This is a genomic window from Providencia sp. PROV122 (assembly GCF_028482365.1).
In the GTDB taxonomy this organism is placed as follows: Bacteria; Pseudomonadota; Gammaproteobacteria; order Enterobacterales; family Enterobacteriaceae; genus Providencia; species Providencia stuartii.
Genome location: NZ_JAMPQI010000035.1, coordinates 1 through 26130, shown reverse-complemented (window position 1 = coordinate 26130; position 26130 = coordinate 1). Strand labels below are relative to the sequence as shown.

The 26130-nt window shown below is 43.7% G+C and carries 26 protein-coding genes and 2 pseudogenes; 17 read left to right on the top strand and 11 right to left on the bottom strand.

What is annotated here, in order from left to right; translation table 11 throughout:
• The first annotated feature begins 990 nt into the window (after positions 1–990).
• From PSE69_RS18220 to PSE69_RS18190, 7 genes and pseudogenes are all read left to right on the top strand, one after another.
• Positions 991–1863, top strand: a pseudogene (locus PSE69_RS18220) (GTPase family protein).
• A 91-nt stretch (positions 1864–1954) separates the two neighbouring features.
• Positions 1955–2378: pseudogene (locus PSE69_RS18215) on the top strand (antirestriction protein).
• Positions 2379–2391: 13 nt separating this feature from the next.
• The gene (locus PSE69_RS18210; RefSeq protein WP_121874576.1) at positions 2392–3228 is read left to right on the top strand and encodes a DUF932 domain-containing protein; all 837 of its coding nucleotides are present in this window, start codon (positions 2392–2394) and stop codon (positions 3226–3228) included.
• 212 nt (positions 3229–3440) lie between these two features.
• Positions 3441–3836 carry a hypothetical protein gene (locus PSE69_RS18205; RefSeq protein ID WP_121874577.1) on the top strand — a complete coding sequence of 132 codons (396 nt, stop codon included), beginning with the start codon at positions 3441–3443 and terminating at the stop codon, positions 3834–3836.
• Between the two features lie 64 nt (positions 3837–3900).
• Positions 3901–4137, top strand: coding sequence for a WYL domain-containing protein (locus tag PSE69_RS18200; RefSeq protein ID WP_223854669.1), 237 nt, complete (start codon positions 3901–3903; stop codon positions 4135–4137).
• Between the two features lie 4 nt (positions 4138–4141).
• Positions 4142–4312, top strand: coding sequence for a hypothetical protein (locus tag PSE69_RS18195; protein ID WP_183124481.1), 171 nt, complete (start codon positions 4142–4144; stop codon positions 4310–4312).
• A gap of 18 nt (positions 4313–4330) precedes the next feature.
• On the top strand, positions 4331–4702 hold the full coding sequence (locus PSE69_RS18190; RefSeq protein ID WP_230088944.1) for a hypothetical protein: 372 nt from the start codon (positions 4331–4333) through the stop codon (positions 4700–4702).
• A gap of 592 nt (positions 4703–5294) precedes the next feature.
• Here PSE69_RS18190 and fis read toward each other — a convergent pair.
• The 11 genes from fis to acuI all read right to left on the bottom strand — a co-directional run bounded on the left by fis (position 5295) and on the right by acuI (position 13978).
• Positions 5295–5591, bottom strand: coding sequence for a DNA-binding transcriptional regulator Fis (fis, locus tag PSE69_RS18185; protein ID WP_004258438.1), 297 nt, complete (start codon positions 5589–5591; stop codon positions 5295–5297).
• A 24-nt stretch (positions 5592–5615) separates the two neighbouring features.
• Positions 5616–6581, bottom strand: a complete 966-nt coding sequence (gene dusB, locus PSE69_RS18180) for a tRNA dihydrouridine synthase DusB (protein ID WP_014657558.1) — start codon at positions 6579–6581, stop codon at positions 5616–5618.
• A 317-nt stretch (positions 6582–6898) separates the two neighbouring features.
• The gene (prmA, locus tag PSE69_RS18175) at positions 6899–7783 is read right to left on the bottom strand and encodes a 50S ribosomal protein L11 methyltransferase (protein ID WP_004925579.1); all 885 of its coding nucleotides are present in this window, start codon (positions 7781–7783) and stop codon (positions 6899–6901) included.
• A 17-nt stretch (positions 7784–7800) separates the two neighbouring features.
• Positions 7801–9264, bottom strand: coding sequence for a sodium/pantothenate symporter (gene panF / locus PSE69_RS18170; protein ID WP_004925575.1), 1464 nt, complete (start codon positions 9262–9264; stop codon positions 7801–7803).
• Positions 9254–9496: a YhdT family protein gene (locus PSE69_RS18165; RefSeq protein WP_004925572.1), complete on the bottom strand. Its 243-nt coding sequence runs from the start codon at positions 9494–9496 to the stop codon at positions 9254–9256. Before PSE69_RS18165 ends, panF begins: the two co-directional genes overlap by 11 nt.
• Positions 9497–9637: 141 nt before the next feature.
• On the bottom strand, positions 9638–9940 hold the full coding sequence (locus PSE69_RS18160; protein WP_004925569.1) for a DUF202 domain-containing protein: 303 nt from the start codon (positions 9938–9940) through the stop codon (positions 9638–9640).
• A gap of 8 nt (positions 9941–9948) precedes the next feature.
• On the bottom strand, positions 9949–10305 hold the full coding sequence (locus PSE69_RS18155) for a YidH family protein (protein WP_004925566.1): 357 nt from the start codon (positions 10303–10305) through the stop codon (positions 9949–9951).
• A gap of 139 nt (positions 10306–10444) precedes the next feature.
• Positions 10445–11791 (bottom strand): acetyl-CoA carboxylase biotin carboxylase subunit, encoded by a 1347-nt coding sequence (gene accC / locus PSE69_RS18150; RefSeq protein ID WP_004925561.1) that lies wholly within the window; start codon positions 11789–11791, stop codon positions 10445–10447.
• A gap of 12 nt (positions 11792–11803) precedes the next feature.
• Positions 11804–12280: an acetyl-CoA carboxylase biotin carboxyl carrier protein gene (gene accB / locus PSE69_RS18145; RefSeq protein ID WP_004925558.1), complete on the bottom strand. Its 477-nt coding sequence runs from the start codon at positions 12278–12280 to the stop codon at positions 11804–11806.
• A 39-nt stretch (positions 12281–12319) separates the two neighbouring features.
• A complete protein-coding gene (gene aroQ, locus PSE69_RS18140) occupies positions 12320–12763 on the bottom strand; it encodes a type II 3-dehydroquinate dehydratase (protein WP_004925554.1) in 444 nt (147 codons plus the stop codon).
• A 231-nt stretch (positions 12764–12994) separates the two neighbouring features.
• Entirely contained in the window at positions 12995–13978 is a 984-nt protein-coding gene (gene acuI / locus PSE69_RS18135; RefSeq protein ID WP_004925548.1) for an acrylyl-CoA reductase (NADPH), read from the bottom strand.
• Positions 13979–14609: 631 nt separating this feature from the next.
• Here acuI and PSE69_RS18130 point away from each other — a divergent pair.
• The 10 genes from PSE69_RS18130 to PSE69_RS18085 form a co-directional block, all read left to right on the top strand.
• Positions 14610–15653 (top strand): rod shape-determining protein, encoded by a 1044-nt coding sequence (locus PSE69_RS18130; RefSeq protein WP_014657562.1) that lies wholly within the window; start codon positions 14610–14612, stop codon positions 15651–15653.
• 87 nt (positions 15654–15740) lie between these two features.
• Positions 15741–16709 carry a rod shape-determining protein MreC gene (mreC, locus tag PSE69_RS18125; RefSeq protein WP_004925539.1) on the top strand — a complete coding sequence of 323 codons (969 nt, stop codon included), beginning with the start codon at positions 15741–15743 and terminating at the stop codon, positions 16707–16709.
• A gap of 39 nt (positions 16710–16748) precedes the next feature.
• A complete protein-coding gene (gene mreD / locus PSE69_RS18120; protein ID WP_004925536.1) occupies positions 16749–17237 on the top strand; it encodes a rod shape-determining protein MreD in 489 nt (162 codons plus the stop codon).
• A 40-nt stretch (positions 17238–17277) separates the two neighbouring features.
• Entirely contained in the window at positions 17278–17865 is a 588-nt protein-coding gene (locus tag PSE69_RS18115) for a Maf family protein (RefSeq protein WP_060561382.1), read from the top strand.
• Positions 17862–19331, top strand: coding sequence for a ribonuclease G (gene rng / locus PSE69_RS18110; RefSeq protein WP_004925530.1), 1470 nt, complete (start codon positions 17862–17864; stop codon positions 19329–19331). The genes PSE69_RS18115 and rng overlap by 4 nt, the downstream gene beginning before the upstream one ends.
• A gap of 22 nt (positions 19332–19353) precedes the next feature.
• Positions 19354–23148 (top strand): AsmA2 domain-containing protein YhdP, encoded by a 3795-nt coding sequence (yhdP, locus tag PSE69_RS18105; RefSeq protein WP_272675305.1) that lies wholly within the window; start codon positions 19354–19356, stop codon positions 23146–23148.
• Positions 23148–24002, top strand: a complete 855-nt coding sequence (gene nit1 / locus PSE69_RS18100) for a deaminated glutathione amidase (RefSeq protein ID WP_004925524.1) — start codon at positions 23148–23150, stop codon at positions 24000–24002. Before yhdP ends, nit1 begins: the two co-directional genes overlap by 1 nt.
• A gap of 5 nt (positions 24003–24007) precedes the next feature.
• Complete coding sequence (tldD, locus tag PSE69_RS18095; protein ID WP_121874580.1) at positions 24008–25453, top strand: metalloprotease TldD; 1446 nt, start codon at positions 24008–24010, stop codon at positions 25451–25453.
• Between the two features lie 14 nt (positions 25454–25467).
• Positions 25468–25953 (top strand): ribonuclease domain-containing protein, encoded by a 486-nt coding sequence (locus PSE69_RS18090; RefSeq protein WP_004925521.1) that lies wholly within the window; start codon positions 25468–25470, stop codon positions 25951–25953.
• Between the two features lie 12 nt (positions 25954–25965).
• A partial coding sequence (locus PSE69_RS18085; protein WP_272675306.1) for a barstar family protein occupies positions 25966–26130 on the top strand: 165 nt, incomplete at its 3' end.

Genomic DNA, 26130 nt, shown 5'->3' with positions numbered 1-26130 from the left:
GCGATATCCTTTATCCAAAATGACAAGTTGAGTTAGGTAAATGTAATTACCTATTAATTTCCGTCATCTCAGCCAGTGCGCACGGTAAGATTTACATTAAGGATAATAAAATCTTATGAATGGACTGTAAACCTGTCGACCTTTTTGTATCTCTCTAGGATAAGTGACTTAGCGTAAACTGGTTGAAATTTCGCTATATAATGCTAATAAAGATGTCAAATTAAAGCAGTATTAGAATAAACCTCGAACAAAAAACACACTAATTCACGACAAGCCCAGTAAGTTCTAATGTACATAGAAATAAACTATGTTACTAAATATTTCATACAGAAAAAATGAGATAACTAATTGATTAATAAAAATAAAAATACACTATTAGATTAACATTTAATTCCACAGGGATTAACCATCTTAACAACATAGTGTAATGCTCTTAAAATCCACGCTTAAAATGTATTTTATTCCAACACTTAGTGATTTATCGAATTAACATATAAAAAAACATTTTTTTATGTCCATTTTCCATTTTTTCAGAATATTTGTCACGATATTACATCGTACACTCTCTATCCTTTCCTATTGAGAAAAAGACGTCAGCTTCAATTAATCTAACTTATTGAATATAGATATTCATCGTAAGCCAATCGTTTACAAATCATCACCCTTGTAATTTGTTATAATTTATTTCTGGATTAAATAACTTTTGTTGATATCATTCGTCTACCCATTTGAAATTTGGGTATTCATAGAACAAATAATCAATATTCCAAGTATTTGTCTCGGCTTACAGAGGCGCTTTTTTACTTTACTAAAGCCCTGTCATTCATCAACTCATTTTATGTTTATTCACCTTATATGCACAATTGGTTGTCGTTAAAGCTCGGTGAGTGTTCTTTGAAAACCGTGCCACCATTCGTATCATTACAAATAATCTCAGATATATATTATCTCTTTGAATAATTGTTATTTTCTTTTATTTCAAGGAGCAATATGTCCCAAAGGAATCCATTTAAAACAGCACTATCCACCTTACCGCATTCATTTCAAACGCTCTTTTCCACCCAACTCAACCACTTAATCAACTACTCACCCACCATTGGAATCATGGGTAAGACAGGTGCAGGAAAATCCAGCCTTATCAACGCGCTATTTCAGTCCTCTCTATCCCATGTCAGTAATGTCTCTGGCTGCACACGACAGGTTCAGCGCTTCAGTATGACGATGAACAACCACACACTCACCTTTGTGGATTTACCCGGCGTAGGAGAAAGCCTTGAGCGAGATAAAGAGTACCACTCGCTATACCGTAACTTATTGCCAGAACTGGATTTTATCATCTGGGTACTCAAAGCCGATGACAGAGCATGGTCATCGGATGAACAGTGCTACCACTTTCTGACTGAACAATGTGGTTATCATCCAAACCGCTTTCTATTCGTACTGAACCAAGCCGACAAAATCGAGCCCTGTCGCCAGTGGGATGAACAGAGCCACCAGCCATCCCCTGAACAAGCGGCTAACTTAGAATTAAAGCAGCAAGCCGTGATAGCTGCCTTTAAGCCGCATCACCCGGTGATGATTGTATCTGCAATCGAAAACTATCAACTGACTGAATAAGCAGAGCAATTAATACAGACGTTACCAGCACAAGCCAGCAGCGGGGTAGCTAGGCAACTGCACCGCCCTTATCGGACACAATCTGTGGAAAATTCTGCACGTAACGATTTTGGGTAATGTGTCAGTGATGTCGTCGATACGCTGATAGACATCCTTCCTCTACCTGTCTTGATAAAAAGCACGATTAGTACAGCCAAAAACAGCATCGTCTCCGTCGCTAAATCCCTGTGGAGCCTGTTCTTTTAGCTTCTTAACTTAACTCATTACTTATCACTCTCAGCGCCAGTCCTTAACGGGATTGGCGCTTTTTTATTTCTTTTTCCTGGAGTATCAACTGATGAATAATAAAATTGAATCTGCTATTGCAATGACACTCGTTCCCGATGAACAACGCCTTGATTTTTGGTTCAACCATTTTGGTGCAGTAAAAGGTTGGGCCACATTTGAAGTGGTGATCTTCACCACAATGGGACAATTCTGCGATGAATACCGTGGCGGTTATTGGGAGTACGGCACGCTCAGTAATGGTGGTGTTTTTCTACCCCGATATCAACGCGGACACCTTAACCCTATTCAACATGCACAACGGCAATGAAGCCACCGTGCGCCAAGAGGCGGCAGGCATTGCGGTATGCCTTATCCTGTATAGCATCTGGTCATTCCAAACAGAAAGCGAAGTGATGTGCGACCGCTTTTATCAGTTGCGTGACTACGCTTCACAACATTCCGAATCAGCTGCCATTTTCCACTTAATTGATTAATCAGGAGTCTATCATGAGTTTATTAGCTTCGCGTTTTGGCTCTGCTAACAGTATTCGTCGCGACCGTCCACTCACCATTGAAGAATTATTCCGTACTGTACCGAGCGTTTTCTCCGAAGATAAGCATGGGTCACGTAGTGAACGCTATACTTACATTCCCACCATCACCTTGTTAGACAGTCTACAAAAAGAAGGTTTTTACCCGTTCTTTGCCTGTCAAACTCGTGTGCGTGATGTCAGCCGCCGAGAATACACCAAGCATATGCTCCGATTACGTCGCCATGACCAAATTACGGGGAGCCAAGTCCCTGAAATTATCTTGCTCAATAGCCATGATGGCACCAGCAGCTACCAAATGTTGCCGGGATTATTTCGTCAAGTCTGTGCGAATGGGCTGATTTACGGCGATGTATTGGGGGAAGTGCGCGTACCCCATAAAGGGGATGTGGTGGGCAAAGTGATTGAAGGGCCGTATGAGGTACTCGATACGTTTGAGCTAGTGGCTGAAAAACGCGAAAGTATGCAGTCATTATTGTTACCTTCACCCGCCCAGCAAGCCTTTGCTGAAGCGGCTTTGACCTACCGCTTTGGTGAAGAGTTCCAACCCGTCACGCGAGAGCAAGTTCTACAGCCTCGCCGTTTTGAAGATAAAAAAGAAGACTTATGGACAGTGTACCAACGTTTACAAGAGAACTTGATTAAAGGGGGATTATCAGGCCGCACTGCAAAAGGGAAACGCGCTCGCACTCGTTCAGTGAATGGGATTGATGGCGATATCAAACTCAATAAAGCCCTGTGGGTGATGGCGGATACCTTATTTAACCAACTCGCTTCTCGCCAACCCAACTAATTTTCCCTCCCTGACAGGTTGTGTCGTCATCCCTCATTTTTCTCATTGTCTAAATAAACAACATAACCTTATTTATCAATTCATTAGAATTCACTTTTTATCACTAAATAGCTCAATGAGAATTTTTCCCAACAGACATAACCTGTCCTCTCCCTCCGTTACACTTTTCCTTTTTATAACAACATGATGTTTGTACACAAGAGCACGCGTTTATGCTTCCAACAAATCGAAAATATGACCGTATGGCTATGCGTTTATCGGCACTGATTACCCGATTAATGGCAGGAGAAAGCCTTGTGCTCTCATGTTTAGCCCAAGAGTTCAATGTTTCTGAACGCACGTTACAACGGGATTTACGTGAACGCTTGGCTTATCTGGGGGTAGAAGGTCGGCAAGGTTGTTATCGCTTACCCATCAATACGCTAAAAGCTTATCGAGACAAAGATGTTCTTACCTTTGTGAAACAGATTGGAATGACTCGATTGTTTCCGGGGCTAGACAGTCGCTTACTGGGATTACTGTTAACTCAGCAGCCCCATGCACCTTATTTGATTTGGCATCACGCCACCAAACTTCAGCGGAGCATGCCGAGCATTTTTATCAATTAGTCTATGCCATCATAGGCTATCAGCACATTACCTTACTGACCGCGGAACGCCGTTTTCACCCGTTATGCCTTATCAATTAATTTACCGAGAAGGGCAATGGTATTTATTGGCGGAATACCACCAGAAAGTCCATGTGTTTCTTTTGGAAGATATTCAGTCCGTTAAACCACTATCCAGTACATTTATTCCCCAAAAAAATATCAACCAACTTTCGCAACAAAACAGTTTTATCGCTGCGTTACCGCATTTTCGATTGATATCGCAATTGCTGATGCCCCTCATTTCAACAACAGAAGGATAATCCCATGCTACATCATTCAATTTTGTCTACTCCTCCGTCACTCCCGACCGATTGCCCACATTGCCATTCAGACAAAGACATCATTCCATGGGGAACTGGCTGGATGTGCCGTGATTGCGGTCATGAGTGGCACATTCCGTCACAAGAGCAAACTCAAGCATTTCAGCAAGCTTAAATTAATAGGAGATATCTAATGAATACCCTTGCACACATTCGCCTAGGTCTTGAACGCATCGCATTCATTATCACCCTCATTCTGTGTTTCATACTCACCATAATACTCGTCACACATTTCAGCCTCGAGGGGCTAGTCCTAAGCCCCTTTGCCATTCCGCTGTTCTACCTCATACTTTATGTACTTGCACTGATTATCCCTCAATGTCTCGCCCAATTGCTGCTGTGGGTGATATGTGCATTTCGCAGTATCCACTACACCTTTCGCCTTAGCCCTAACCTAGTCAGCACAACACTCTCAGTTATTATCGGCCTAATTATCGTCTGTGCGCTATTAATTGCGATTGGCTGTGGATTTTTTAGCCACAAAAAATTCACCATTACTTTTTAACGACTCAAGGTGAGCAGCCATGAGAAACGTTGCCATTCGTCAAAAAATATTGGCTAAACATATTGAGATCATTGTCTAATGTTTCCACGCAATATCGATAAAATGCTGCCGATTGGGCTCTCACTGTTAGGGATCATCAGCATTGACCTTAAGATTTCTTCTGTATTCAGTGATCGTGAATGTGTTTCTTTTCTCAACTAGCCTAAAAACCCGATCACCGTTTATGAGTACCCAAATAGCCCTTCCTTTACTTCTTTACTTCCTACCCAAAGCCTGTATCACTGAAGTATTTTTGGGTCGCTAAACGTACTGCCGATAACACATGGGTGCAGCTTTATCAGGCTGCCACTCCGTATGGCAATTTAGTAGAGTCGGATAAAATAGGCTGGATAAAAGCAGAACAGATTGAATGGCAAGAACAATTTCACTGTTTTCCTAAAGGTATAGGCTAGGTATGTCATTTTGAATAAAATGAAAATAACATTATAGACTATGTTTTCTCTGTGCAGTCAATTGTGTAGTCGTTTTAAGGGGTAGGCGCAATAGTTGTTCACTATTGCGCCTTTAAAAACAAAGCATTAACCGACTAGGATTAGTTCATGCCGTATTTTTTCAGCTTCTTACGCAGAGTACCGCGGTTGATACCCATCATCAGGGCTGCACGGGTCTGGTTTCCACGGGTATATTGCATAACCATGTCCAACAAAGGCTGCTCTACCTCAGCCAATACCAGCTCATATAAATCATTAACATCTTGATTGTTTAATTGAGCAAAATAGTTCTTCAGTGCTTGCTTAACTGAATCACGCAATGGTTTTTGAGTTACTTGATCTTGTGAATTTACAGTAGCAACGGTTAGTACGTCAGAATTTACGCGTTGTTCGAACATAGTTCTGTCAGCTCTTATCTTTATTTACGCAAAATATTCAAAAAATGCTTCCAACACCTCCAGCTGTTCGCTGGCGTCCTCAATGGCGTTGAATGAGCGCCGGAACTGGTCATCAGGTGCATGCTCTTTTAAATACCAAGAGACATGTTTGCGCGCTATACGGGCTCCTTTGCCTTGACCATAAAAGTCGTGCAACTCCTGTACGTGCGCAATCATAATGCGCTTCACCTCTGCCATAGGCATGGGGGGTAACATTTCACCTGTGTCCAGATAATGCTGGATTTCCCGAAAGATCCAGGGTCTTCCCTGAGCTGCTCGTCCTACCATTAGGGCATCAGCCCCCGTGTAATCTAAGACAGCTCTGGCTTTAAGCGGGTCAGTAATGTCACCATTGGCGATAACCGGTATGGCAACAGTCTGCTTAACTGCCCGTATGTTGTCGTACTCAGCTTCACCATTAAACAAACAGGCACGGGTCCTGCCGTGAATGGTCAGCGCTTGAATACCACAATCTTCGGCCAATTTGGCAATTTCTATGCAGTTTCGTTCTTCAGGTGACCAACCTGTGCGGATCTTCAGTGTAACAGGCACATCTACTGCTTTTACGACTGCCGACAGGATAGACTTCACCAAATCGGGATAGCGCAAGAGTGCAGAGCCTGCCAACTTACGATTCACTTTCTTAGCTGGACAGCCCATATTGATATCAATGATCTGGGCACCACTCTCAACATTAATCTGAGCCGCGGCAGCCATTTCATCGGGATCATTGCCAGCTATTTGAACGGAACGCACCCCCGGTTCATCGCGATGGATCATTCTTAGTCTCGATTTGTCAGTCTTCCAAACCTGTGGGTTAGAAGAAAGCATTTCTGATACCGTCATCCCCGCACCCATGTCATAACAGAGGGACCTAAATGGTCTATCCGTAATGCCTGCCATGGGGGCAGCAATAAGACAGTTTCTCAACTGATATTGTCCGATTCGCATAACTAAAGGGGGCCATACTGTGACTGCAAGGGCGCGTATATTACGCATTTTTTTCGAGATATGAAAGGACAAACTTTGAGCAAACCGTTATTTATCACTAACTTTTTTATCTTGATTTTTTCAAAATACAACTATTAGTCTTTTATAACAATGGGTTAGGTGTGTTTGTAAAAAAGCACACGAAAACCGCTGTTAGTCCGTTCAAATCTCAAGCAGGATAGAATATCACCAGCAGTTGAACAATATTTGAGCTATAAGATAATCTATTCCTGCCCTAATTTCAAAGAAATTATTCACTGATTTTTATTATAAATTTGTCAAAAACGCTTGACACCAGTGATACGACACCATTCATCTTTTTCAGCGATAGGGTCTATCTCAAACAGTTGACGATAAGCATCGGCCACCCCTTCTGCTTGGGTAGCAAGGACACCTGAAAGCCCTAATAAACCTCCTGTACGAGGCAATACGCTTATCATAGGCGCTAACTCACGTAATGGGCCAGCTAAGATATTGGCGACCACGACATCGGCTTGTAGCTCTTTTGGCTGGTCTTTAGGCAAGTAGAGCGATAGGCGTTCTGAGACACCGTTGCGCTCCGCATTATCACGACTTGCGATAATCGCCTGTGGATCAATGTCGATCCCGATAGCTTGTGCTGCACCTAATTTTAATGCGGCGATCGCAAGAATACCGGATCCACAACCAAAATCGATGACGGTTTTACCTTCAAGATCAAGTCCATCCAGCCACTCTAGACATAACGACGTTGTTGGGTGAGTACCTGTACCAAAGGCAAGGCCAGGGTCTAACATGACATTGACTGCGTTAGGATCTGGAACATCACGCCAGCTTGGGCAGATCCACAGGCGTTGCCCAAAGCGCATAGGATGAAAATTGTCCATCCACTCTCTTTCCCAGTCTTTATCTTCCAGTTGCTCGATTTTGTGAACAAAACCTTTTTCGAGCAGAGGGCTGTTTTCAAGTTGTGCCACAACCATGTTCATGTCAGTTTCAGCATCATAAAGGCCGATAACATCCGTATCGCCCCATAGTCGTGTTTCTCCCGGTAACGGTTCGAAAACAGGGGTATCATGACTATCTTGAAAGGTGACTGACACTGCGCCACTTTCAATAAGTTCATCGCCGAGAGCTTCGGCTTGTTGGCCTGTTGAGTTGAGTCTGAGTTGTATCCAAGGCATAGTTATTCTCTTTTAACTTAATTTTTTGCAGGCGTAGCCTGCTCATTGGGCGCCGATTGTACTGGATTTTTACCGAAAAGATTACCAATTATAAAAGCAATCAAGCTAAATAGTAGTGAAGGCACGATGGCGTGGAACCCCATGATTTCGATTTTAAATGATGCCAGTAGAGCATAAGAGACGCCGCCTACAATCATACCGCTAATCGCTCCCTTGCTGTTGGCTTTTTGCCAATATAGGCCTAAAACCAGTGGCCATAAAAACACTGCCTCCAGTCCACCAAAGGCCAGCAAGTTGAGCCAAATGATCATTTTGGGGGGATCCCATGCCGCGAACAGCAGCAAGATACCGAGTATTAAGGTTGAAAAACTCGAAATGCGGGAGAGCTTTTTCTCATTCTTAATTTGTTCGGGGGCGGCGCTTAAATAGATATCTTTTACAATCGTAGCTGATGACTGCAATAGCTGTGCGTTGATGGTTGACATGATTGCTGCCATTGGTGCGGCTAAGAAAATACCCGCCGCAAAAGGTGGTAGCACTTGCACCATCAATGTTGGAATAACCTGATCTGGAATAGTGAGATCAGGTAAGACGGCGCGGCCTAAGGCTCCGGCAAAGTGCATACCAAACATGAGTATTGCCATCACGATTGTGCCTATTACGATACCACGGTGAACGGCTTTACTGTCTTTGTAGGAAATACAGCGTACAGCCGTGTGTGGCAAACCAATCACCCCAAAACAGACTAAAATCCAAAAAGAGGCAAGGAAAGGGCCACTAAGAATATCATCGGCACCTTCTACGGAAACCAGTTTAGGGTCAATGGCCTGAATTTTTTCGACTGCCGCGCCAAGCCCACCTGCATGGTAAATGATCGCAACAAGCAAAATAACCGTACCTAACAACATAACGAGGCCTTGTAAGGCATCATTGAGCACACTAGCTCGAAAGCCACCGATAGCGGTATAGAGTGCGATAGAGATACCAAAAATCATTAAGCCATAGGTATAAGGGATACCCGCAGCGGTTTCGAGTAGTCGTGCACCGCCAATAAATTGCACGGTCATTGCGCCGAAAAAGGCGACGAGCAAACTGATACTTGCAAACCCAACTAAAAAGCGGCTTTGGTAACGTGCATAAAGCATATCATTGAGTGTTACTGCATTGTATCGGCGAGCTAAGATGGCAAATTTTTTCCCTAGTACACCCAGTGATAGCCAGATAGCAGGAAGCTGGATCATGGCAAGTAGTACCCAACCTAGCCCATATTTATAGGCTGCTCCTGGTCCACCGATAAATGAACTGGCGCTGACATAGGTTGCTGTGATCGTCATGGCGAGCACAAAACCCCCCATAGAGCGATTCCCTAAAAAATACTCATTGAGGAATTCTCCCTTTGTGCGTTTGCGATAAGCGTACACAGATAGCAAGAATACGAGTGCAAGATAACCAATTAGAGGTAGTAGAACTTCAGTCTGCATCCCTATCCTCCAGCGGAATATCTTTAAAAATAATTTTGACCATCATAATACACAGTAAAATGAAAATGACCGGTAGGATGAGACATGACCATTCAAACCATAAAGGTAAACCTGTCAAGCCAATCGCATTACTCGGAAGATAGGCACAAATAACCCAACCAACTAAATAGGCGAGCGTCAGATAGAGTGACCAGCGAGCTTCCCTGTTTGATTGAAGAAAACGTTTATCCATACGTATTTCCCCCTCATAGAAATAAAAATAATCAGGGATTGTACGATAAACCTAGGAATGTGTGTAAAAAAACAGACCAAGGAAAGCCAAGGTGCTTAGTTTGTAACCAAAGATAATTTTGAGTATGTAGGATAGTAAGTATTATTTATCTACCAGCAGGTGCACAATCAATAGGATGGACATAGTAAAAATAGCAAAAGCCGTAATATAAAGAAAAAGTGAGCTATCTATCTTAAGTCCACTATTTTGATACGCTGTTGAAATACTCCTTTTGAAGCTAATTAAGCACAGTAGGGCGATCGCAATGACAGCTCCTAATAACGCTAGCCATGACGACTGTATTAGCCCTAGTCGTAAGAACAATAACCCATTGATTGCTAACAGGAGCAAAGTACGGCTCCAGGCTTGTTGTGTTCTTTCCGGCTGTAAACCAGGATCACGCATGATAGTGCCTATAGCAGAACATAGAAGAGTGAAATGACGGCAATGACGGTAATGAATAGCGTCATCATAGTAAGAAAGGAGGTGTATTGTAACGGCTCCTCTTTGCGCATAGCGATTTCGTTTTGTCGCCAGCGATAAAGAGCCATAATGGCGGTAATCCCCCCCGCAGATGCAAGAAAAACCGCTAATAAGGTTCTTAGCCAAGGGGCGGCAGCCTCATGTAGGAGCTGTTCAATGGCAATAGCACCCGCTAATAGTGCTAACGCGGTTCTGATCCATGCTAGAAATGTTCTTTCATTCGCCAATGAGAATCGATAGTCTGGCGTTTTTCCAATGTTTTTCCACTTATTACGTTTAAAAGACATGGTTTTTTCACTATGTTGATTGTCGTGGTGGTGTTTGGGGTATGTGACTCATGATAGCTTGATTATGAGATAAAAAAATACCGGAAAGGTGACTTTCCGGTATTTGATGAATGAGAGGTGAATCTCAGTGTTTCAGTCATTACTCCTGAATACCGAGTTTTTTCTCCAGATAGTGGATGTTAGTGCCACCTTTTTGGAAGTTTTCATCATTCATGATCATTTGGTGCAGTTCAATATTGGTTTTGATGCCATCGATGATCAGCTCATTAAGCGCATTCTTCATACGCATAATGGCGATTTCACGTGTTTCACCGTAGGTGATCAATTTACCAATCATTGAGTCATAGTATGGCGGTACGCTATAGCCTGCATAAATGTGAGATTCCCAACGAACACCAAAGCCACCTGGCGAATGGAAACGGGTGATCTTACCTGGGCTAGGCATAAAGGTATTCGGATCTTCAGCATTGATACGACATTCAATCGCATGACCACGAACGATAACATCTTCCTGTTTTACTGATAATGGTAAACCAGATGCGATGCGTAACTGTTCTTTGATCAAGTCAACGCCAGTGACCATCTCTGTTACTGGATGCTCAACCTGAATACGGGTGTTCATCTCAATAAAGTAGAATTCACCATTCTCATAGAGGAATTCGAAAGTACCTGCACCACGATAGCCAATTTCGATACAAGCATTAGCACAACGCTCACCGATATTGCGGCGAACTTCAGGAGTAATACCTGGTGCTGGGGCTTCTTCAACGACTTTTTGGTGGCGACGTTGCATTGAGCAGTCACGCTCTGCCAAGTAAATGGCATTGCCTTGACCATCAGCCATAACTTGAATTTCAACATGACGAGGGTTTTCAAGGTATTTTTCCATGTAAACCATATCATTATTGAAGGCCGCTTTAGCTTCTGCACGCGTCAGATTGATGGAAGATTCCAAATCTTTTTCGTTACGCACAACACGCATACCACGACCACCGCCGCCGCCAGAGGCTTTGATGATAACAGGATAGCCGATACGTTGTGCGATAGCTTTGTTTTTATCAGTATCGCTGCCTAGTGGACCATCAGAACCTGGTACACAAGGAACACCGGCAATTTTCATCGCTTCGATAGCGGAAACTTTATCGCCCATTAGGCGGATGGTTTCAGCTTTTGGTCCGATAAAAATAAAGCCTGAACGTTCAACTTGTTCAGCAAAATCAGCATTTTCAGACAGGAAACCATATCCTGGGTGAATAGCTTGAGCCCCTGAAATCTCTGCCGCTGAAATGATAGCGGGAATGTTCAAGTAGCTTTTTGCGGAGGCTGCTGGGCCGATACAAATAGTCTCGTCTGCCAACAGCACATGTTTTAAATCACTATCTGCCGCGGAGTGCACAGCTACGGTCTTAATGCCTAACTCTTTACAGGCACGAAGAATACGCAGTGCGATTTCGCCACGGTTAGCAATGACAATTTTTTCCAGCATGGAAACGCCTCGTTATTCGATAACCACCAACGGCTGGTCATATTCAATTGGCTCGCCGTTCTCTGCCAGGATTGCTTTCACAACACCTGCTTTTTCTGCTTCGATTTGGTTCATCATTTTCATTGCTTCGATGATGAAAAGTGGATCACCGACGTTGACAGTTTGGCCAACTTCAATAAATGGTTTTGCTTCAGGGCTTGGTGAACGGTAGAAAGTTCCCACCATAGGTGAGCGAACTTGGTGGCCCGCAACAGCAGCCGCTGCTGGAGCTGGGGCTGCCGCCGCCGCTTCTTGAGCAGGTGCAACAGCGGTAGCTAATGCTGGCTGAGCTGCTGGCGCTGAATAAAATTGTTGAGGAGCCGTCATGACCTGAGAAGTAGCTGAAACGCGACTGATGCGTACTGATTCTTCACCTTCAGAAATTTCCAGTTCAGAAATACCAGACTCTTCGACCAGTTCGATCAGCTTTTTAATTTTACGAATATCCATGGATATGATTCCGTACTCTTATATTTGGATTTAATTGATTTATGACAGACGGTTAACCGCTGCCTGTAACGCGAAACTGTAACCGTCAGCACCAAGACCACAAATCACACCGACAGCTTTATCGGAAAGATAGGAGTGATGGCGAAACGGTTCTCTGGCATGCACATTAGACAGATGGATCTCGATAAACGGGAGTGCAACTGCTAATAATGCATCACGTAGGGCAACACTTGTATGTGTGAATGCCGCCGGGTTAATCAGAATAAAATCTACGTTATCTTTTGCAGCATGAATCTTTTCAATCAACTCATGTTCTGCATTAGACTGAAAATGACTCAATTTTACACCTAGCTGTTCCGCTTCTGCGGTTAACTTGGAGACAATATCTACCAGAGTTTGATTACCATATTTCTCTGGCTCCCTTGTGCCAAGTAGGTTTAGATTCGGTCCATTGAGGAGTAAAATGTGAATATCTTCTGTCATTGTGGTGCTAACTCCGACGATATGTCAATAACCTGACAACATAACCTGATGTTGGCGGTTTGTCATCTTTTATCATAAAAATAAATGAAATCTTTATCGATAAAAAACGCTATTATAATTATTTCGTGGCATATGACAGCAAAATACTGGTCTTATCAGAGAAATTACCCGAATTTATTTTTTGAATTGTGCGGTAATCCAAATTTCTGAATATCTCCGCACAAATTCAAATTATGAACGCGAAATGTTCACCAGTGTACGCCCTGTTATCTGATTTTTTAAGATCTTTTGTGCGTACTCAATGGACTGCGTTAAGGTAATTTCTGAGGTAACCTGTGTATAAAATGACTCAGGAAGTAATTGCGTGAGGCGTTGCCAAACGGCGGAGCGCTTCGCGGCAGGGTAGTAAACAGAATCGACGCCTTGCAGGCGAATATTGCGCAAAATAAATGGCATGACAGTCGTCGGTAATGAAAATCCTCCGGCTAGGCCACAAGCCGCGACAGCGCCATTATATTGTGTTTGGGCTAATATATTCGCGAGTACCTCTGCGCCTACCGTATCAATTGCACCAGCCCAATATTGCTTATCAAGTGGTTTGGCCGGGGAGGTAAATTGGCTTCGTGGTAGCACTCTTTTCGCCCCTATTTGCTGCAAATAGTCACTGTTTTCGGCGCGTCCTGAGATGGCAACGACATCATAGCCTAACGATGATAAAAGCTGTATTGCGGTAGAGCCGACACCGCCGCTAGCGCCACTGACAATAATTTCCCCTCTCTCTGGCGTGATCCCAGCATCTTCTAATGCGTTGACACAGAGCATAGCGGTGAAGCCTGCCGTACCGATAATCATCGCTTGGCGTAATGATAAATCTTCAGGAAGCGGGGTGAGGTAATCTGCGGGAACACGAGCTTGTGTCGCCAGTCCACCCCAGTGCGTTTCGCCTACACCCCAGCCTGTGAGTAAAACATGTTGGCCGACACTAAAGCGAGGATCTTCGCTGTGGTGTACGACACCCGAGAAATCAATGCCAGGCACCATGGGGTATTGACGTACAATCCCTGCCTTACCACTGATAGCGAGGGCATCTTTATAATTTAATGTGGACCAATAAATATCCACGATAACATCGCCAGCAGGAAGTTGTTCAGTGGGAATGGATTGGATATCGGATGTGAGTTGGTCATCGTGTTTCTGTAGGACGAGGGCTTTCATACTTCTCTCCTAATTTTGAGGGGATTTTTTAGTCAATTTAAGAATAATGAATGATATCTATCATGGCAACTTTATCGCAACCGAGTGAGTTGTGACGCTCGTATCATTACTATTGTAATTAATTTGTAAAAATGTAATTTTTTCTGGCATAAACACTGTTTTATCGTGCAAAATATCACGTTACGAAGATTTCTGTTTGTGAATAAGTACCATTACCTAGTTTCTTTAGTGAGTAATGGAACTAACATACAGAAAATGCACGTGTTTAGCTGTGAAGTTAGTCGATGTGCAACAATAAAAAAATAACAAAATATTATTTGAACTTGTAGCTATAAAAACTTGTCAACACAGGGTGGAAGAGAAGACGGCGTATATAACAACCAAAGTGCTATTGTCTGTTGATAAATTTATGCATAAATAAGTTAAATTTACTCACCAATAAATGGCCCTTTTTAAAGGTTGTTATCTGCTTCGTTTTCTAAAGAGGCATGTACAGTCATTTGTGCTGTAACAACAGATGGATTAACCATATTTTTCGAAGCGGCTCATTAACGCCTTGAGACAGCTTCAAGTGGTTGGTAGAGTAGACGGGTTTTTATTCGTCCCCAGCTTGCAGGATAACCCTTTCGTTATGTTTAAAAAATTTCGTGGCATGTTTTCTAATGACTTGTCAATTGACTTGGGTACGGCCAATACCCTTATTTATGTCAAAGGACAAGGCGTAAAATTAAATGAACCTTCTGTTGTCGCTATTCGCCAAGACCGCTCAGGTACGCCAAAAAGCGTCGCGGCTGTTGGTGGTGAAGCTAAGCAAATGCTGGGGCGTACACCAGGTAACATTTCAGCGATAAGACCAATGAAAGATGGTGTTATTGCAGACTTTTTCTTAACTGAAAAAATGCTTCAGCATTTTATCAAACAGGTTCATAGCAATAGTTTCCTTCGCCCAAGCCCTCGCGTGCTGGTCTGCGTTCCTGTTGGCGCAACTCAAGTTGAACGTAAAGCAATTCGTGAATCTGCGTTAAGTGCGGGTGCACGTGAAGTCTTTTTAATTGAAGAACCTATGGCTGCGGCAATTGGTGCTGGGTTGCCGGTTTCTGAAGCGACAGGTTCAATGGTTGTTGATATCGGTGGTGGTACTACCGAAGTAGCGGTTATTTCGTTGAATGGTGTTGTCTATTCTTCTTCTGTTCGCATTGGGGGTGACCGTTTTGATGAGGCGATCATTAACTATGTTCGTCGCAACTATGGCTCTTTAATTGGTGAAGCAACCGCTGAGCGTATTAAGCATGGTATCGGTTCTGCTTACCCAACTGATGAAGTTTATGAAATAGAAGTTCGTGGTCGTAACCTCGCTGAAGGTGTGCCGCGCGGCTTCAAAATGAATTCAAATGAAATTTTAGAGGCATTGCAAGAGCCACTAACCGGTATTGTTAGTGCTGTCATGTTAGCATTAGAACAGTGCCCTCCTGAATTAGCTTCTGATATTTCAGAACGCGGTATGGTATTAACTGGCGGCGGTGCTCTGCTACGTAACCTCGATCGCTTACTAATGGAAGAGACAGGTATACCTGTTATCGTTGCTGAAGATCCTTTGACCTGTGTTGCTCGTGGTGGCGGTAAAGCACTAGAGATGATTGATATGCACGGTGGCGATCTGTTTAGCGATGACTAAATAACGCTATAGGCAAGCTGGGGTTTTGGCCCCGGCTGCTGATTTGCCTATTTTTGTTCCTCCGAACTTAGTGAAACACAGCCATACATGAAGCCGATTTTTAGGCGAGGTCCATCGCTCCAGCTGCGTATTTTTATTGCTGTTATTGCCGCAATCGCACTGGTCGTGATCGATCACCGCTTTGAGCCTTTCAATAAAATCCGTAACTATCTAGACACGGCGGTTAGCCCATTTTACTTTTTGGCTAATGGCCCACGTCAATTTCTTGATAATATTTCGGAAAATTTCTCCTCGCGTGAACAACTCCAGTTTGAAAATAAGGCATTGCGTCAGGAATTGTTGTTGAAAAAAGCAGATAGTCTTTTGCTCGAACAATTAAAGCAAGAGAACGCTCGCCTGAGAGAATTACTTGGCTCACCGCTCCGTCAAGATGAACACATGATGGTCACACAAGTGATCTCGGGAGCGAACACGCCTTATCGAGACCAAGTCGTTATCGATAAAGGTGAAAATGATAATGTGTACGAAGGGCAGCCCGTCATTAGTGATAAAGGGGTTGTAGGGCAAGTCGTTGGTGTTAGCCAATTTAATAGTCGCGTCTTGCTGATTTGTGACACGACCCATGCGCTACCGGTACAGGTATTACGTAATGATATCCGAGTGATCGCCGCGGGGTCGGGGTGTGCCGATGACTTACAGTTAGAGCCACTGCCTGAAAATACGGATATTCGCGTTGGGGATGTTTTGGTCACATCCGGTTTAGGTGGTCGTTTCCCTGAAGGCTACCCTGTGGCCGTTGTCTCTAATGTTAAGCACGATACTCAGCGGGCTTATACGATTATTAGCGCAAGGCCAAGTGCTGAGTTGCAGCGCTTACGCTATTTGTTACTATTATGGGGTAATGATAACGATGCCGTTACACCATTACAGCCTTCAGAGGTCTATCGCGCTGCCAATGAGCGTCTGATGAAGGTGCTCCCACAAGTATTACCAAACCCGAGTGAAATTCAGGGTCCACCGTTACCTCCATCAATGTCTCAAGAAGCCCAACCATAAAGGAAGGTATAATGGCTATGGGTAAAGAGGGTTAGTTAAATGGATGAATATCGCGGTAATGGTCGCAGTATTATTTGGATTTCTTTTTTCATTGCATTGATTTTGCAATTGGTCCCATGGCCGGAACAATTTACGTTTTATCGGCCATCATGGTTACTTTTGATCCTTATCTACTGGGTTATGGCGTTACCGCACCGTGTAAGTGTGGGAACGAGCTTTATTCTTGGCATTATTGTTGACTCTATTCAAGGTTCGGCATTGGGGGTTCACGCCCTTTCATACAGTATTATTTGTTATCTTGTCTCCTATAAATACCAATTACTGAGAAATATGGCGCTGTGGCAGCAAGCCTTAATCATTGTGTTGCTGACAATCATACTGGATATGACTGTTTTTTGGGCTGAATTTGTCTCTTCTCAGGTATTATTCCACCCTCAAGTATTCTGGAATAGTCTCGTAAATGGTATTCTGTGGCCATGGCTGTTTTTGCTATTACGGAAAATTCGTCGTCAGTTTTCAGTGTGTTAAGATTTTTACCGGCTGGCAATTATCTCTGGAATATCGTTTTATGAGTTATATTTATTTGGCTTCTGGTTCGCCGAGAAGAAGAGAGCTTGTGCAACTATTAGGATATCATTTTGATATCTTGCTTCCCAACGTTGAGGAACAATGGCAACCGGGTGAAACTCCTGAAGCGTATGTTCAACGTTTGGCGCGGGAGAAATCACAGGCGGGGGTTAAAATAGCGCCTAAAAAATGCCCGGTAATTGGGGCAGACACCATTGTTGTTCTTAATAATCAAATCCTAGAGAAACCTCGCCATGAACAGCATGCTCAAGAAATGCTGTCAGCCCTTTCGGGAAATACGCACCAAGTGATGACGGCTGTCGCAATCTCGGATATGGATCGCACACTCAGCGCATTGATTGTGACAGATGTGACGTTCCGCGAGTTATCTTTAACTGAAATACAGGATTATATAAAGTCAGGGGAGCCTATGGATAAAGCTGGAGCCTATGGGATCCAAGGTAAGGGTGGCTGTTATGTAAGGCGTATAAATGGCAGCTATCATGCAGTTGTTGGTTTACCGTTAGTAGAAACAGATGAATTAATACAACGATTTTTAGCGTTAAGTGATGGTAAGGGGATGTCATGACGGCTGAGTTACTAGTAAATGTTACACCATCTGAAACGCGCGTTGCTTATATTGATGGTGGGATTTTGCAAGAAATCCACGTAGAGCGAGAAGCAAAAAGAGGAATTGTAGGGAATATCTACAAAGGTCGTGTGAGCCGTGTGTTGCCCGGTATGCAGGCGGCCTTTGTTGATATTGGTCTGGATAAAGCTGCCTTCTTACATGCCTCCGATATTATGCCTCATACCGAGTGCATTGCTGGGGATGAGCAAAAGAATTTCCATGTTAGAGATATCGCTGAACTTGTTAAACAAGGACAAGACTTGATTGTTCAAGTCGTGAAGGATCCCTTAGGCACGAAAGGTGCAAGGCTCACGACAGATATTACATTGCCTTCTCGCTATCTGGTATTTATGCCGGGAGCTTCACATGTTGGTGTGTCACAGCGCATTGAAAGTGAAAGTGAACGCGAGCGTTTAAAAGAGTGCGTGTCTCAATATTGCGATGAAAATGGTGGCTTTATCATACGCACCGCTGCTGAAGGGGTGGGTGAAGATGAAGTGAAGCAAGATGCGGCATTTCTCAAACGTTTGTGGGCTAAAGTCATTGAACGGAAGAAACGTAATGTCACTCGCACCAAAATTTATGGCGAATTATCACTCGCTTACCGGATAATTCGTGATTTTGCGGGGGCTTCATTAGATAGAATTCGTGTGGATTCTCGTCTAACCTATAAGGAGTTACAGGAGTTTATTGAAGAATATGTTCCTGAAATGACAGCTAAGCTTGAATTGTATCAAGGTAACCAGCCGATTTTTGATTTGTTTGACGTAGAGAACGAGATCCAACGCGCGATGGATCGGAAAGTCGAATTGAAATCAGGTGGTTATTTGATTATCGATCAAACTGAAGCGATGACGACAATCGATATCAATACAGGGGCGTTTGTAGGGCATCGCAATCTTGAGGAGACCATCTTTAACACCAATATAGAGGCGACCCAAGCGATTGCTCGTCAGTTACGGCTGAGAAATTTGGGCGGTATTATTATTATCGATTTTATTGATATGAGTGATATCGAGCACCGTCGCCGTGTTTTAGCCTCTTTGGAGCAGGCGCTTAGTAAAGATAAAGTAAAAACCACGATCAATGGCTTTTCTCAGCTAGGGCTAGTGGAAATGACGCGTAAGCGTACCCGAGAGAGCCTTGAACATGTTTTGTGTGATGTGTGCCCAACTTGCCAAGGGCGTGGCACAGTAAAATCGGTTGAAACCGTGTGTTATGAAATTTTACGAGAAATTGTTCGTGTTCATCGCACAATCGATGCAGATAGGTTCTTAGTTTATGCTTCCCAATCAGTGGTTGATGCACTGACTGGTGACGAGTCTCATGCCCTTGCGGAAGTGGAAATTTTTGTCGGTAAGCAGGTTAAAGTTCAGACTGAATCGTTATACAGTCAGGAACAGTTTGATGTCATCATGATGTAGTTTTTACGTGAAGGAGAAACGGGTGAAACGACTGCCACGGGTAGTATGGATGACGACGGCTATCGTGCTGCTGCTTGGTGCATTGCTGCTCACTGGGCTACGTTTCTTCTTACCGAATATCAACTATTACCGGCAAGATATCATTGGCTATATTGAAAAAAACACGGATATCACCTTACAAATAGGTGAAATTGAGGGGGCATGGCAATCGTTTGGGCCGGTTCTGACCTTAACCGATGTGGTTGTTCGCAATGAAGAAGTCGATGTAAAAGCCAGCAAAATCGCCGTTGAACTCGATATTTGGAGCTCGTTACTTTCCTTAACATGGCGTTTTCGTGACATCACTTTCTACCAGCTCAATGTCGATTATAAAGTGCCTTTTAGTTTTGAAGGCCGCGCACAACCCATTGATAGTGATAGTATTGAAGGGCTATTTCTAAAGCAATTTAACCATTTTACTCTCAAAAATAGCCAACTGACCTTTCTGACGCCATCAGAGCAAAAAACAACCCTGATTTTACCTGAATTAACTTGGTTGAATGAGCAACGCCGCCACCGTGCCCAAGGGTTTGTTAGCTTAGAAACGATCAACAAACAGCATGGTTTTTTGCAAGTCAAAATTGATATTAAAGATAAAAACGGCATCTTGAGCGACGGCACCATTTATCTACAAGCTGACAATATAGATATGCAGCCATGGTTAAGTCGCTGGTTACGTGAAAATACTGGGCTGCGCGATGCCAATTTTAGCTTATCCTCTTGGGTTACCATCAAAAATAATCGTATTGATAGCGGCCTCTTGCAGTTACGACAAGGCGAAGCGAATTGGGGGGAAGCCCCTTTAGCGCAAAACCTACAAGTTAATGACTTACTCATCCGCATGAGAAGGCAAGGGGAAGGCTGGTTATTTAATATTCCTGAGTTAGATACATTAAAAACCAATGAATATATTTGGCCGAATGGGAGTGTTTCGGTACTTTATCTGCCTTCATCGATGAAATACCACCAAAAAGATCACTGGCGGATCCGAGCTAAAAATATTGAGTTAGAGCGCCTTAGTGAAATCTTACCTACTTTTTCATTTGTGACGCCAGAAACGGTGCAAGAATGGCAGCATCGCCAACCTAAAGGTTTATTATCCGTTTTCGCTCTAGATATTACTCCCGATCAACTTGAGCACACGCAAATTGATATGGACTGGCAGGATGTCAGTTGGAAAAAATGGAAACAACTCCCTTCGGTTGATCACTTCACGGGTGTCTTGGCCGGGAATGCGCAGCGAGGGGTTCTCTCTGCGACATTAGATAAGAGTTATGTTGACTATGAGCCTCAATTTAAAGCCCCTTTTCAAATTGATAAAGCACGCGGACAACTGTATTGGCAAAATGATGACAATCAATTCAAGTTGTGGAGCGACCAACTGGATATACAGGCCTCTTCATTATGGGCGAATGGGCAGTTTAGTTTTTATCAGTCGAAAAAAAGTGATGATACTGACCTGAGCATCTTAGCGGGCGTCAATATTGATAATGCGGGAGAAGCGAGGCGCTATTTCCCGCAACAGTTGATGGGGGAAAGCCTCGCGGACTACCTATCAAACGCTATCATCGCAGGGCAAGCGAAAGATGCGACAGTCGTCTTCAAGGGTGACCCTAAACATTTCCCATTTAATCAGAACGATGGCCAGTTCCAAGTCTTTGTGCCATTACGCAAAGCGACCTTTGAGTATGATAAAGGTTGGCCTGCTTTATCTAATTTAGACATTAACCTTGATTTTAAACGTTCAGGTCTGGCAATGCGTGCAGACAGTGTCAAATTAGGTGAAGCAACAGCCACACAGCTAACCGCTGATATTCCGAATTATCAAAATGAAATGCTATTTATTAAGGCTGATTTAGCGGGTACAGGCTCACAAATACAGCAGTATTTTAGTATGACACCACTGAAAAGCTCGATTGGCAATACGTTAGATGAGTTGCAAATTGGAGGCATGGTAACAGGTGATCTCGCTTTATCTATTCCGTTAGCACACGGCAAGGAAGTTAACGCGAAAGGGAATATCAATCTGAATAAAAATGATTTATTGATTAAGCCTATCGACAGTAAGCTCACGGAGTTGACGGGGCAGTTTAAATTTAACAACGGCGATTTGGTCGGTGATAAATTAAAAGCACAATGGCTGGGGCAACCTGTCGACGTCAATTTTTCAACGGTTGATAACCCTAAAGATTACCAAGTGAAGGTGGATCTAGGGGGAAATTGGGATATAGCAAAAATTGCTCAATTGCCTGATTCATTAAAGCAAAAAGTGGCGGGAACCAGCGATTGGAACAGTCATATTGAAATTACACTTCCACATTCGCCGTCCGATGATATGGCTCTTGCCGTGGAATTCTCCGCTGGTTTAAAAAAACTGAAAAGCCGCCTCCCTGCATTGGACGATCGCTTACTTAAAGAGTTAGGGACGGTCAATGCAACAGCTAAAGGCTCATCGACGCATTTAAATATAGGCGGTGATATTGGTCGGCGTATTGGTTTCAACACGCGTTGGGATCTGAAAGCACCACAATTACGTTTAGAAAAAGGCACTCTGGCAAAATGGAATGGCAAGCCACCAGAGCTACCGCAGTCATCAATGCTACTTGCTGATTTGCCAGTGATTACTAACCCACAATGGGTAAAAACAGTCGATACATTTTTTTCAGCAGATCAAGGTGGTAAATCGATAAATATTGGCTTACCTGAAACAGTGAGAGTGAAGACACCATCCCTGTCTTTAGGTGGACAAGCATGGCAAAATTTAGACCTCTCATTTAATTTGTTGGCTAAAGAGCAGCAAATTAAGGTATCAAGCGAAAATCTTAAAGGGGAATTACAGATTTTTGCTCAACAGCCTTGGGTGCTGAATATCGATTACCTGTATTACAACCCAATGGCATTCCCTGGAGAACAAACAACCAGTAGCAATGACTCTTCCTCATTCAATTTTAGCCATTGGCCTGAAATGACGGTTAATTGCCAAGATTGCTGGGCAGGTGGACAAAAATTAGGGAAATTGAGTGCCCACTTGAAGCCGCAAGGAAATACATTGCAACTAAGTGGTGGAACATTAAGTAATAGCGCCACTCAATTAAAATTAGATGCTTTATGGCAAAGCGGTAAACAAAACCGTACACAAATTGCAGGCTCCTTAAGTGGGGAGCAATTTGATGAAACAGCCGCTTACTATGGTATTTTAGTTCCTATTATCGGTTCACCTTATACGCTTGATTTCGAACTCAATTGGCAAGATGTACCTTGGTCGCCAGATATTGCAACCCTTAATGGCGCGTTATCAAGTAAGCTTGGTAAAGGCGCGATCGCTAAAATGGGCGGAGGGCGAGCGGGCCAACTGTTACGGCTAGTGAGTTTTGATGCACTATTACGCAAACTTCAATTTGATTTTCGCGATACCTTTAGTAATGACTTTGACTTTGACTCAATTAAAGGTAATGCCAAGATCCGTAATGGTATTCTATCAGCAAAAGATGTGTACATTGATGGGTTAGTTGCCGATATTACGTTAAGTGGGGAAATTGATTTGGTGAAACGCCAAATTAACGGTGAAGCGGTCGTGACGCCCGAAATATCTGCTACAGTAGGAGTAGCAACGGCATTTGCAGTTAACCCGATTGCGGGTGCAGCGGTTTTTGCTGCATCAAAAGTATTAGGTCCGCTATGGAGCAAAATTTCTGTGATACGTTACCGTGTGACAGGAAGCTTGGATGAACCCAAAATTGATGAAGTATTGCGTCAGCTAAAGGAGACTCAAGAGTAATGAAAAATGGCAATGTTGCACTTTTGCAGTTATGCAGCGGTAAAAATACGAAACATAATTTGGCACAGATTGAGCAGCAAATTAAGCAGTTGCCAGAGACTGTTGAGCTAGTATTGACACCTGAAAATGCCTTGTTGTTCGCAGATGCGGCGACTTACCGTAAACAGGCCGAAAAAGAAGGGCAAGGCCCTTTACAAGAAGCTATTGCCAATATGGCGAAGCGCTACAATGTCTGGATTTTAATTGGCTCAATGCCATTGATCAGCCGTGAGGATCCTGAACGCATTACGAGCAGCAGTATTTTAATTGATTCCCAAGGGCAGATTCAGGCACGCTATGACAAGATCCACATGTTTGATGTGAATATTGAAGATGAGCAGGGAACCTATAATGAATCGGTTATTTATCAGCGTGGTGAACATATCACGGTGGTTGATACGCCTGTAGGTCGATTAGGTATGACAATCTGTTATGATCTCCGCTTCCCTGGTTTATTCCAAGCCTTGCGTGAGCAGGGGGCTGAGATTATCTCTGTACCTGCCGCTTTCACGCGTTATACCGGTAAAGCACATTGGGAGCCACTGCTGCGTGCAAGGGCGATAGAGAACCAATGTTTTATATTAGCGCCCGCTCAAGTTGGTGTACATGGTACGCGCAGAACGTGGGGCCACACCTTAGCCGTCGATGGTTGGGGTAAAGTTATGAAAAAGAACGTTGATGCTGTAGCATCGACGGTTTTAAATATTCAAACTGAAAATTTAAGTGGGATGCGGGAACAAATCCGAGTGGTGAAACATAACCGCTTTAGGCCGCAACTGACTTCATTGATTAAAAAAGACACAATAAAAGAGTAACCAATATGAGTTTAGCTTCTGTCAGCGAACATTTGCTGGCCGCCAATGGTCTTGACCATCAAAAACTGTACGACACACTAGGCTTGTTATCTGAGCGTAAAATTGATTATGCGGATCTCTATTTTCAATCAAGCTACCACGAAGCGTGGGTATTAGAAGATCGCATCATCAAGGACGGCTCTTATAACATTGACCAAGGCGTCGGTGTTAGAGCGATAAGTGGCGAAAAAACGGGATTTGCCTATGCCGATCAGGTTTCGTTGATGGCGTTACAGCAAAGCGCGACTGCGGCACGTAGCATCGTCAGCGAGCAAGGTAACGGTAAATCACAAATTTTGACTGAAGTGGGCTACAAGAAGCTATACTCAGAAACGGATCCACTGCAAAGCTTGTCACGAGAGGACAAAATTGCGTTATTGCACCGTATTGATCAGGTTGCAAGAGCAGAAGATCCGCGAGTGGTCGAAGTCAATGCAAGCCTAACGGGTGTTTATGAGCAAGTATTAGTAGCAGCAACGGACGGTACGTTAGCGGCTGATATTCGCCCATTAGTTCGTTTATCTGTCAGTGTGCTGGTGGAGCATGAAGGTAAGCGTGAGCGCGGTGCTAGCGGCGGCGGCGGGCGCTATGGCTACGAATATTTTCTTGAAATTCATCAAGGACAAGTGCTTGCAGAGCAGTATGCGAAAGAAGCGGTACGTATGGCACTGGTTAATCTGTCAGCGATTGCAGCGCCAGCTGGTATGATGCCTGTTGTATTGGGGGCAGGCTGGCCGGGCGTATTGCTTCACGAAGCGGTAGGACATGGCTTAGAAGGTGATTTTAACCGTCGCGGCACGTCTGTTTTCTCAGGGCAAATTGGTGAGCTGGTCGCATCTCCTCTTTGTACTGTCGTTGATGATGGCACAATTGCAGGCCGTCGAGGCTCTTTAGCCATCGATGATGAAGGTGTACCGGGTCAGTATAATGTCTTGATTGAAAATGGTATTTTGAAAAATTACATGCAGGATAAATTGAATGCACGTTTAATGGGGGTCGCACCAACCGGAAATGCGCGTCGTGAATCTTATGCGCACCTACCAATGCCTCGTATGACCAATACCTACATGTTGTCAGGTACGTCAACGCCTGAAGAGATTATCTCTAGCGTGGATAAAGGCATCTACGCACCTAATTTTGGTGGTGGTCAGGTTGATATTACTTCCGGTAAGTTTGTTTTTTCAACTTCTGAAGCTTATCTAATTGAAAATGGCAAAATTACCTCTCCGGTTAAAGGCGCAACGCTCATTGGTTCTGGCGTTGAAGCAATGCAGCAAATCTCCATGGTAGGTAACGATCTTGCGCTCGACAAGGGAGTGGGTGTGTGCGGAAAAGAAGGGCAAAGTGTGCCTGTTGGTGTTGGGCAACCGACACTGAAATTGGATAAAATGACTGTTGGCGGCACCGCATAAATTGGAATTAAGCAATGAATAAACGGATTATTTCAATGCTGTTGATGGCGGTCTTGATCGCGCTTAGCTTATATTTTAATGCGGGTGAACAACAAGACAAAAAACAGGCCGAAAGGCCTGTTTCAGTGCCAGCGCAAACAACAGAACAACAGCCGCATCCCCAGAAAATTGATGAACTAACCAAACAGGCAAATGTGGTGAGCTATATGCAAAAACATCAGCAATTGCCGAGTTTTTACATCACGAAAAAAGCGGCTCGTCAGGCTGGTTGGGAGCCGAAACAGGGTAACCTGTGTGATGTACTACCTGGGAAAGCGATTGGGGGAGATAGGTTCTCTAATCGAGAGAAGCGGTTACCCATCGCTCCGAATCGTCAATGGTATGAGGCTGATATCAATTACAACTGTGGGCACCGCGGTGCAGACCGTTTGCTATACTCCTCCGATGGCATGATTTATGTCACCACAGATCACTATAAAAGCTTCCAGCAGGTAAACTAAGAGATAGCAGCGATGAACCAAAAAATAGTTTTTGACTTTCGGCAGATCAAAACAGTTGAAGACTTTTATTTGCAATTTTCACAACGGTTCTCGCTGCCAAATTGGTTTGGTCACAATCTTGATGCCCTTTGGGATATGGTCTCTGCGGGGCTAGAGCTGCCTATTACCATTGTTTTT

Coding starts and splice junctions, on each gene's coding strand:
- PSE69_RS18210 (WP_121874576.1), top strand. CDS start 2,392: ATGAGTTTATTAGCTTCGCGTTTTGGCTCTGCTAACAGTATTCGTCGC.
- PSE69_RS18205 (WP_121874577.1), top strand. CDS start 3,441: ATGCTTCCAACAAATCGAAAATATGACCGTATGGCTATGCGTTTATCG.
- PSE69_RS18200 (WP_223854669.1), top strand. CDS start 3,901: ATGCCTTATCAATTAATTTACCGAGAAGGGCAATGGTATTTATTGGCG.
- PSE69_RS18195 (WP_183124481.1), top strand. CDS start 4,142: ATGCTACATCATTCAATTTTGTCTACTCCTCCGTCACTCCCGACCGAT.
- PSE69_RS18190 (WP_230088944.1), top strand. CDS start 4,331: ATGAATACCCTTGCACACATTCGCCTAGGTCTTGAACGCATCGCATTC.
- fis (WP_004258438.1), bottom strand. CDS start 5,591: ATGTTCGAACAACGCGTAAATTCTGACGTACTAACCGTTGCTACTGTA.
- dusB (WP_014657558.1), bottom strand. CDS start 6,581: ATGCGAATCGGACAATATCAGTTGAGAAACTGTCTTATTGCTGCCCCC.
- prmA (WP_004925579.1), bottom strand. CDS start 7,783: ATGCCTTGGATACAACTCAGACTCAACTCAACAGGCCAACAAGCCGAA.
- panF (WP_004925575.1), bottom strand. CDS start 9,264: ATGCAGACTGAAGTTCTACTACCTCTAATTGGTTATCTTGCACTCGTA.
- PSE69_RS18165 (WP_004925572.1), bottom strand. CDS start 9,496: ATGGATAAACGTTTTCTTCAATCAAACAGGGAAGCTCGCTGGTCACTC.
- PSE69_RS18160 (WP_004925569.1), bottom strand. CDS start 9,940: ATGCGTGATCCTGGTTTACAGCCGGAAAGAACACAACAAGCCTGGAGC.
- PSE69_RS18155 (WP_004925566.1), bottom strand. CDS start 10,305: ATGTCTTTTAAACGTAATAAGTGGAAAAACATTGGAAAAACGCCAGAC.
- accC (WP_004925561.1), bottom strand. CDS start 11,791: ATGCTGGAAAAAATTGTCATTGCTAACCGTGGCGAAATCGCACTGCGT.
- accB (WP_004925558.1), bottom strand. CDS start 12,280: ATGGATATTCGTAAAATTAAAAAGCTGATCGAACTGGTCGAAGAGTCT.
- aroQ (WP_004925554.1), bottom strand. CDS start 12,763: ATGACAGAAGATATTCACATTTTACTCCTCAATGGACCGAATCTAAAC.
- acuI (WP_004925548.1), bottom strand. CDS start 13,978: ATGAAAGCCCTCGTCCTACAGAAACACGATGACCAACTCACATCCGAT.
- PSE69_RS18130 (WP_014657562.1), top strand. CDS start 14,610: ATGTTTAAAAAATTTCGTGGCATGTTTTCTAATGACTTGTCAATTGAC.
- mreC (WP_004925539.1), top strand. CDS start 15,741: ATGAAGCCGATTTTTAGGCGAGGTCCATCGCTCCAGCTGCGTATTTTT.
- mreD (WP_004925536.1), top strand. CDS start 16,749: ATGGATGAATATCGCGGTAATGGTCGCAGTATTATTTGGATTTCTTTT.
- PSE69_RS18115 (WP_060561382.1), top strand. CDS start 17,278: ATGAGTTATATTTATTTGGCTTCTGGTTCGCCGAGAAGAAGAGAGCTT.
- rng (WP_004925530.1), top strand. CDS start 17,862: ATGACGGCTGAGTTACTAGTAAATGTTACACCATCTGAAACGCGCGTT.
- nit1 (WP_004925524.1), top strand. CDS start 23,148: ATGAAAAATGGCAATGTTGCACTTTTGCAGTTATGCAGCGGTAAAAAT.
- tldD (WP_121874580.1), top strand. CDS start 24,008: ATGAGTTTAGCTTCTGTCAGCGAACATTTGCTGGCCGCCAATGGTCTT.
- PSE69_RS18090 (WP_004925521.1), top strand. CDS start 25,468: ATGAATAAACGGATTATTTCAATGCTGTTGATGGCGGTCTTGATCGCG.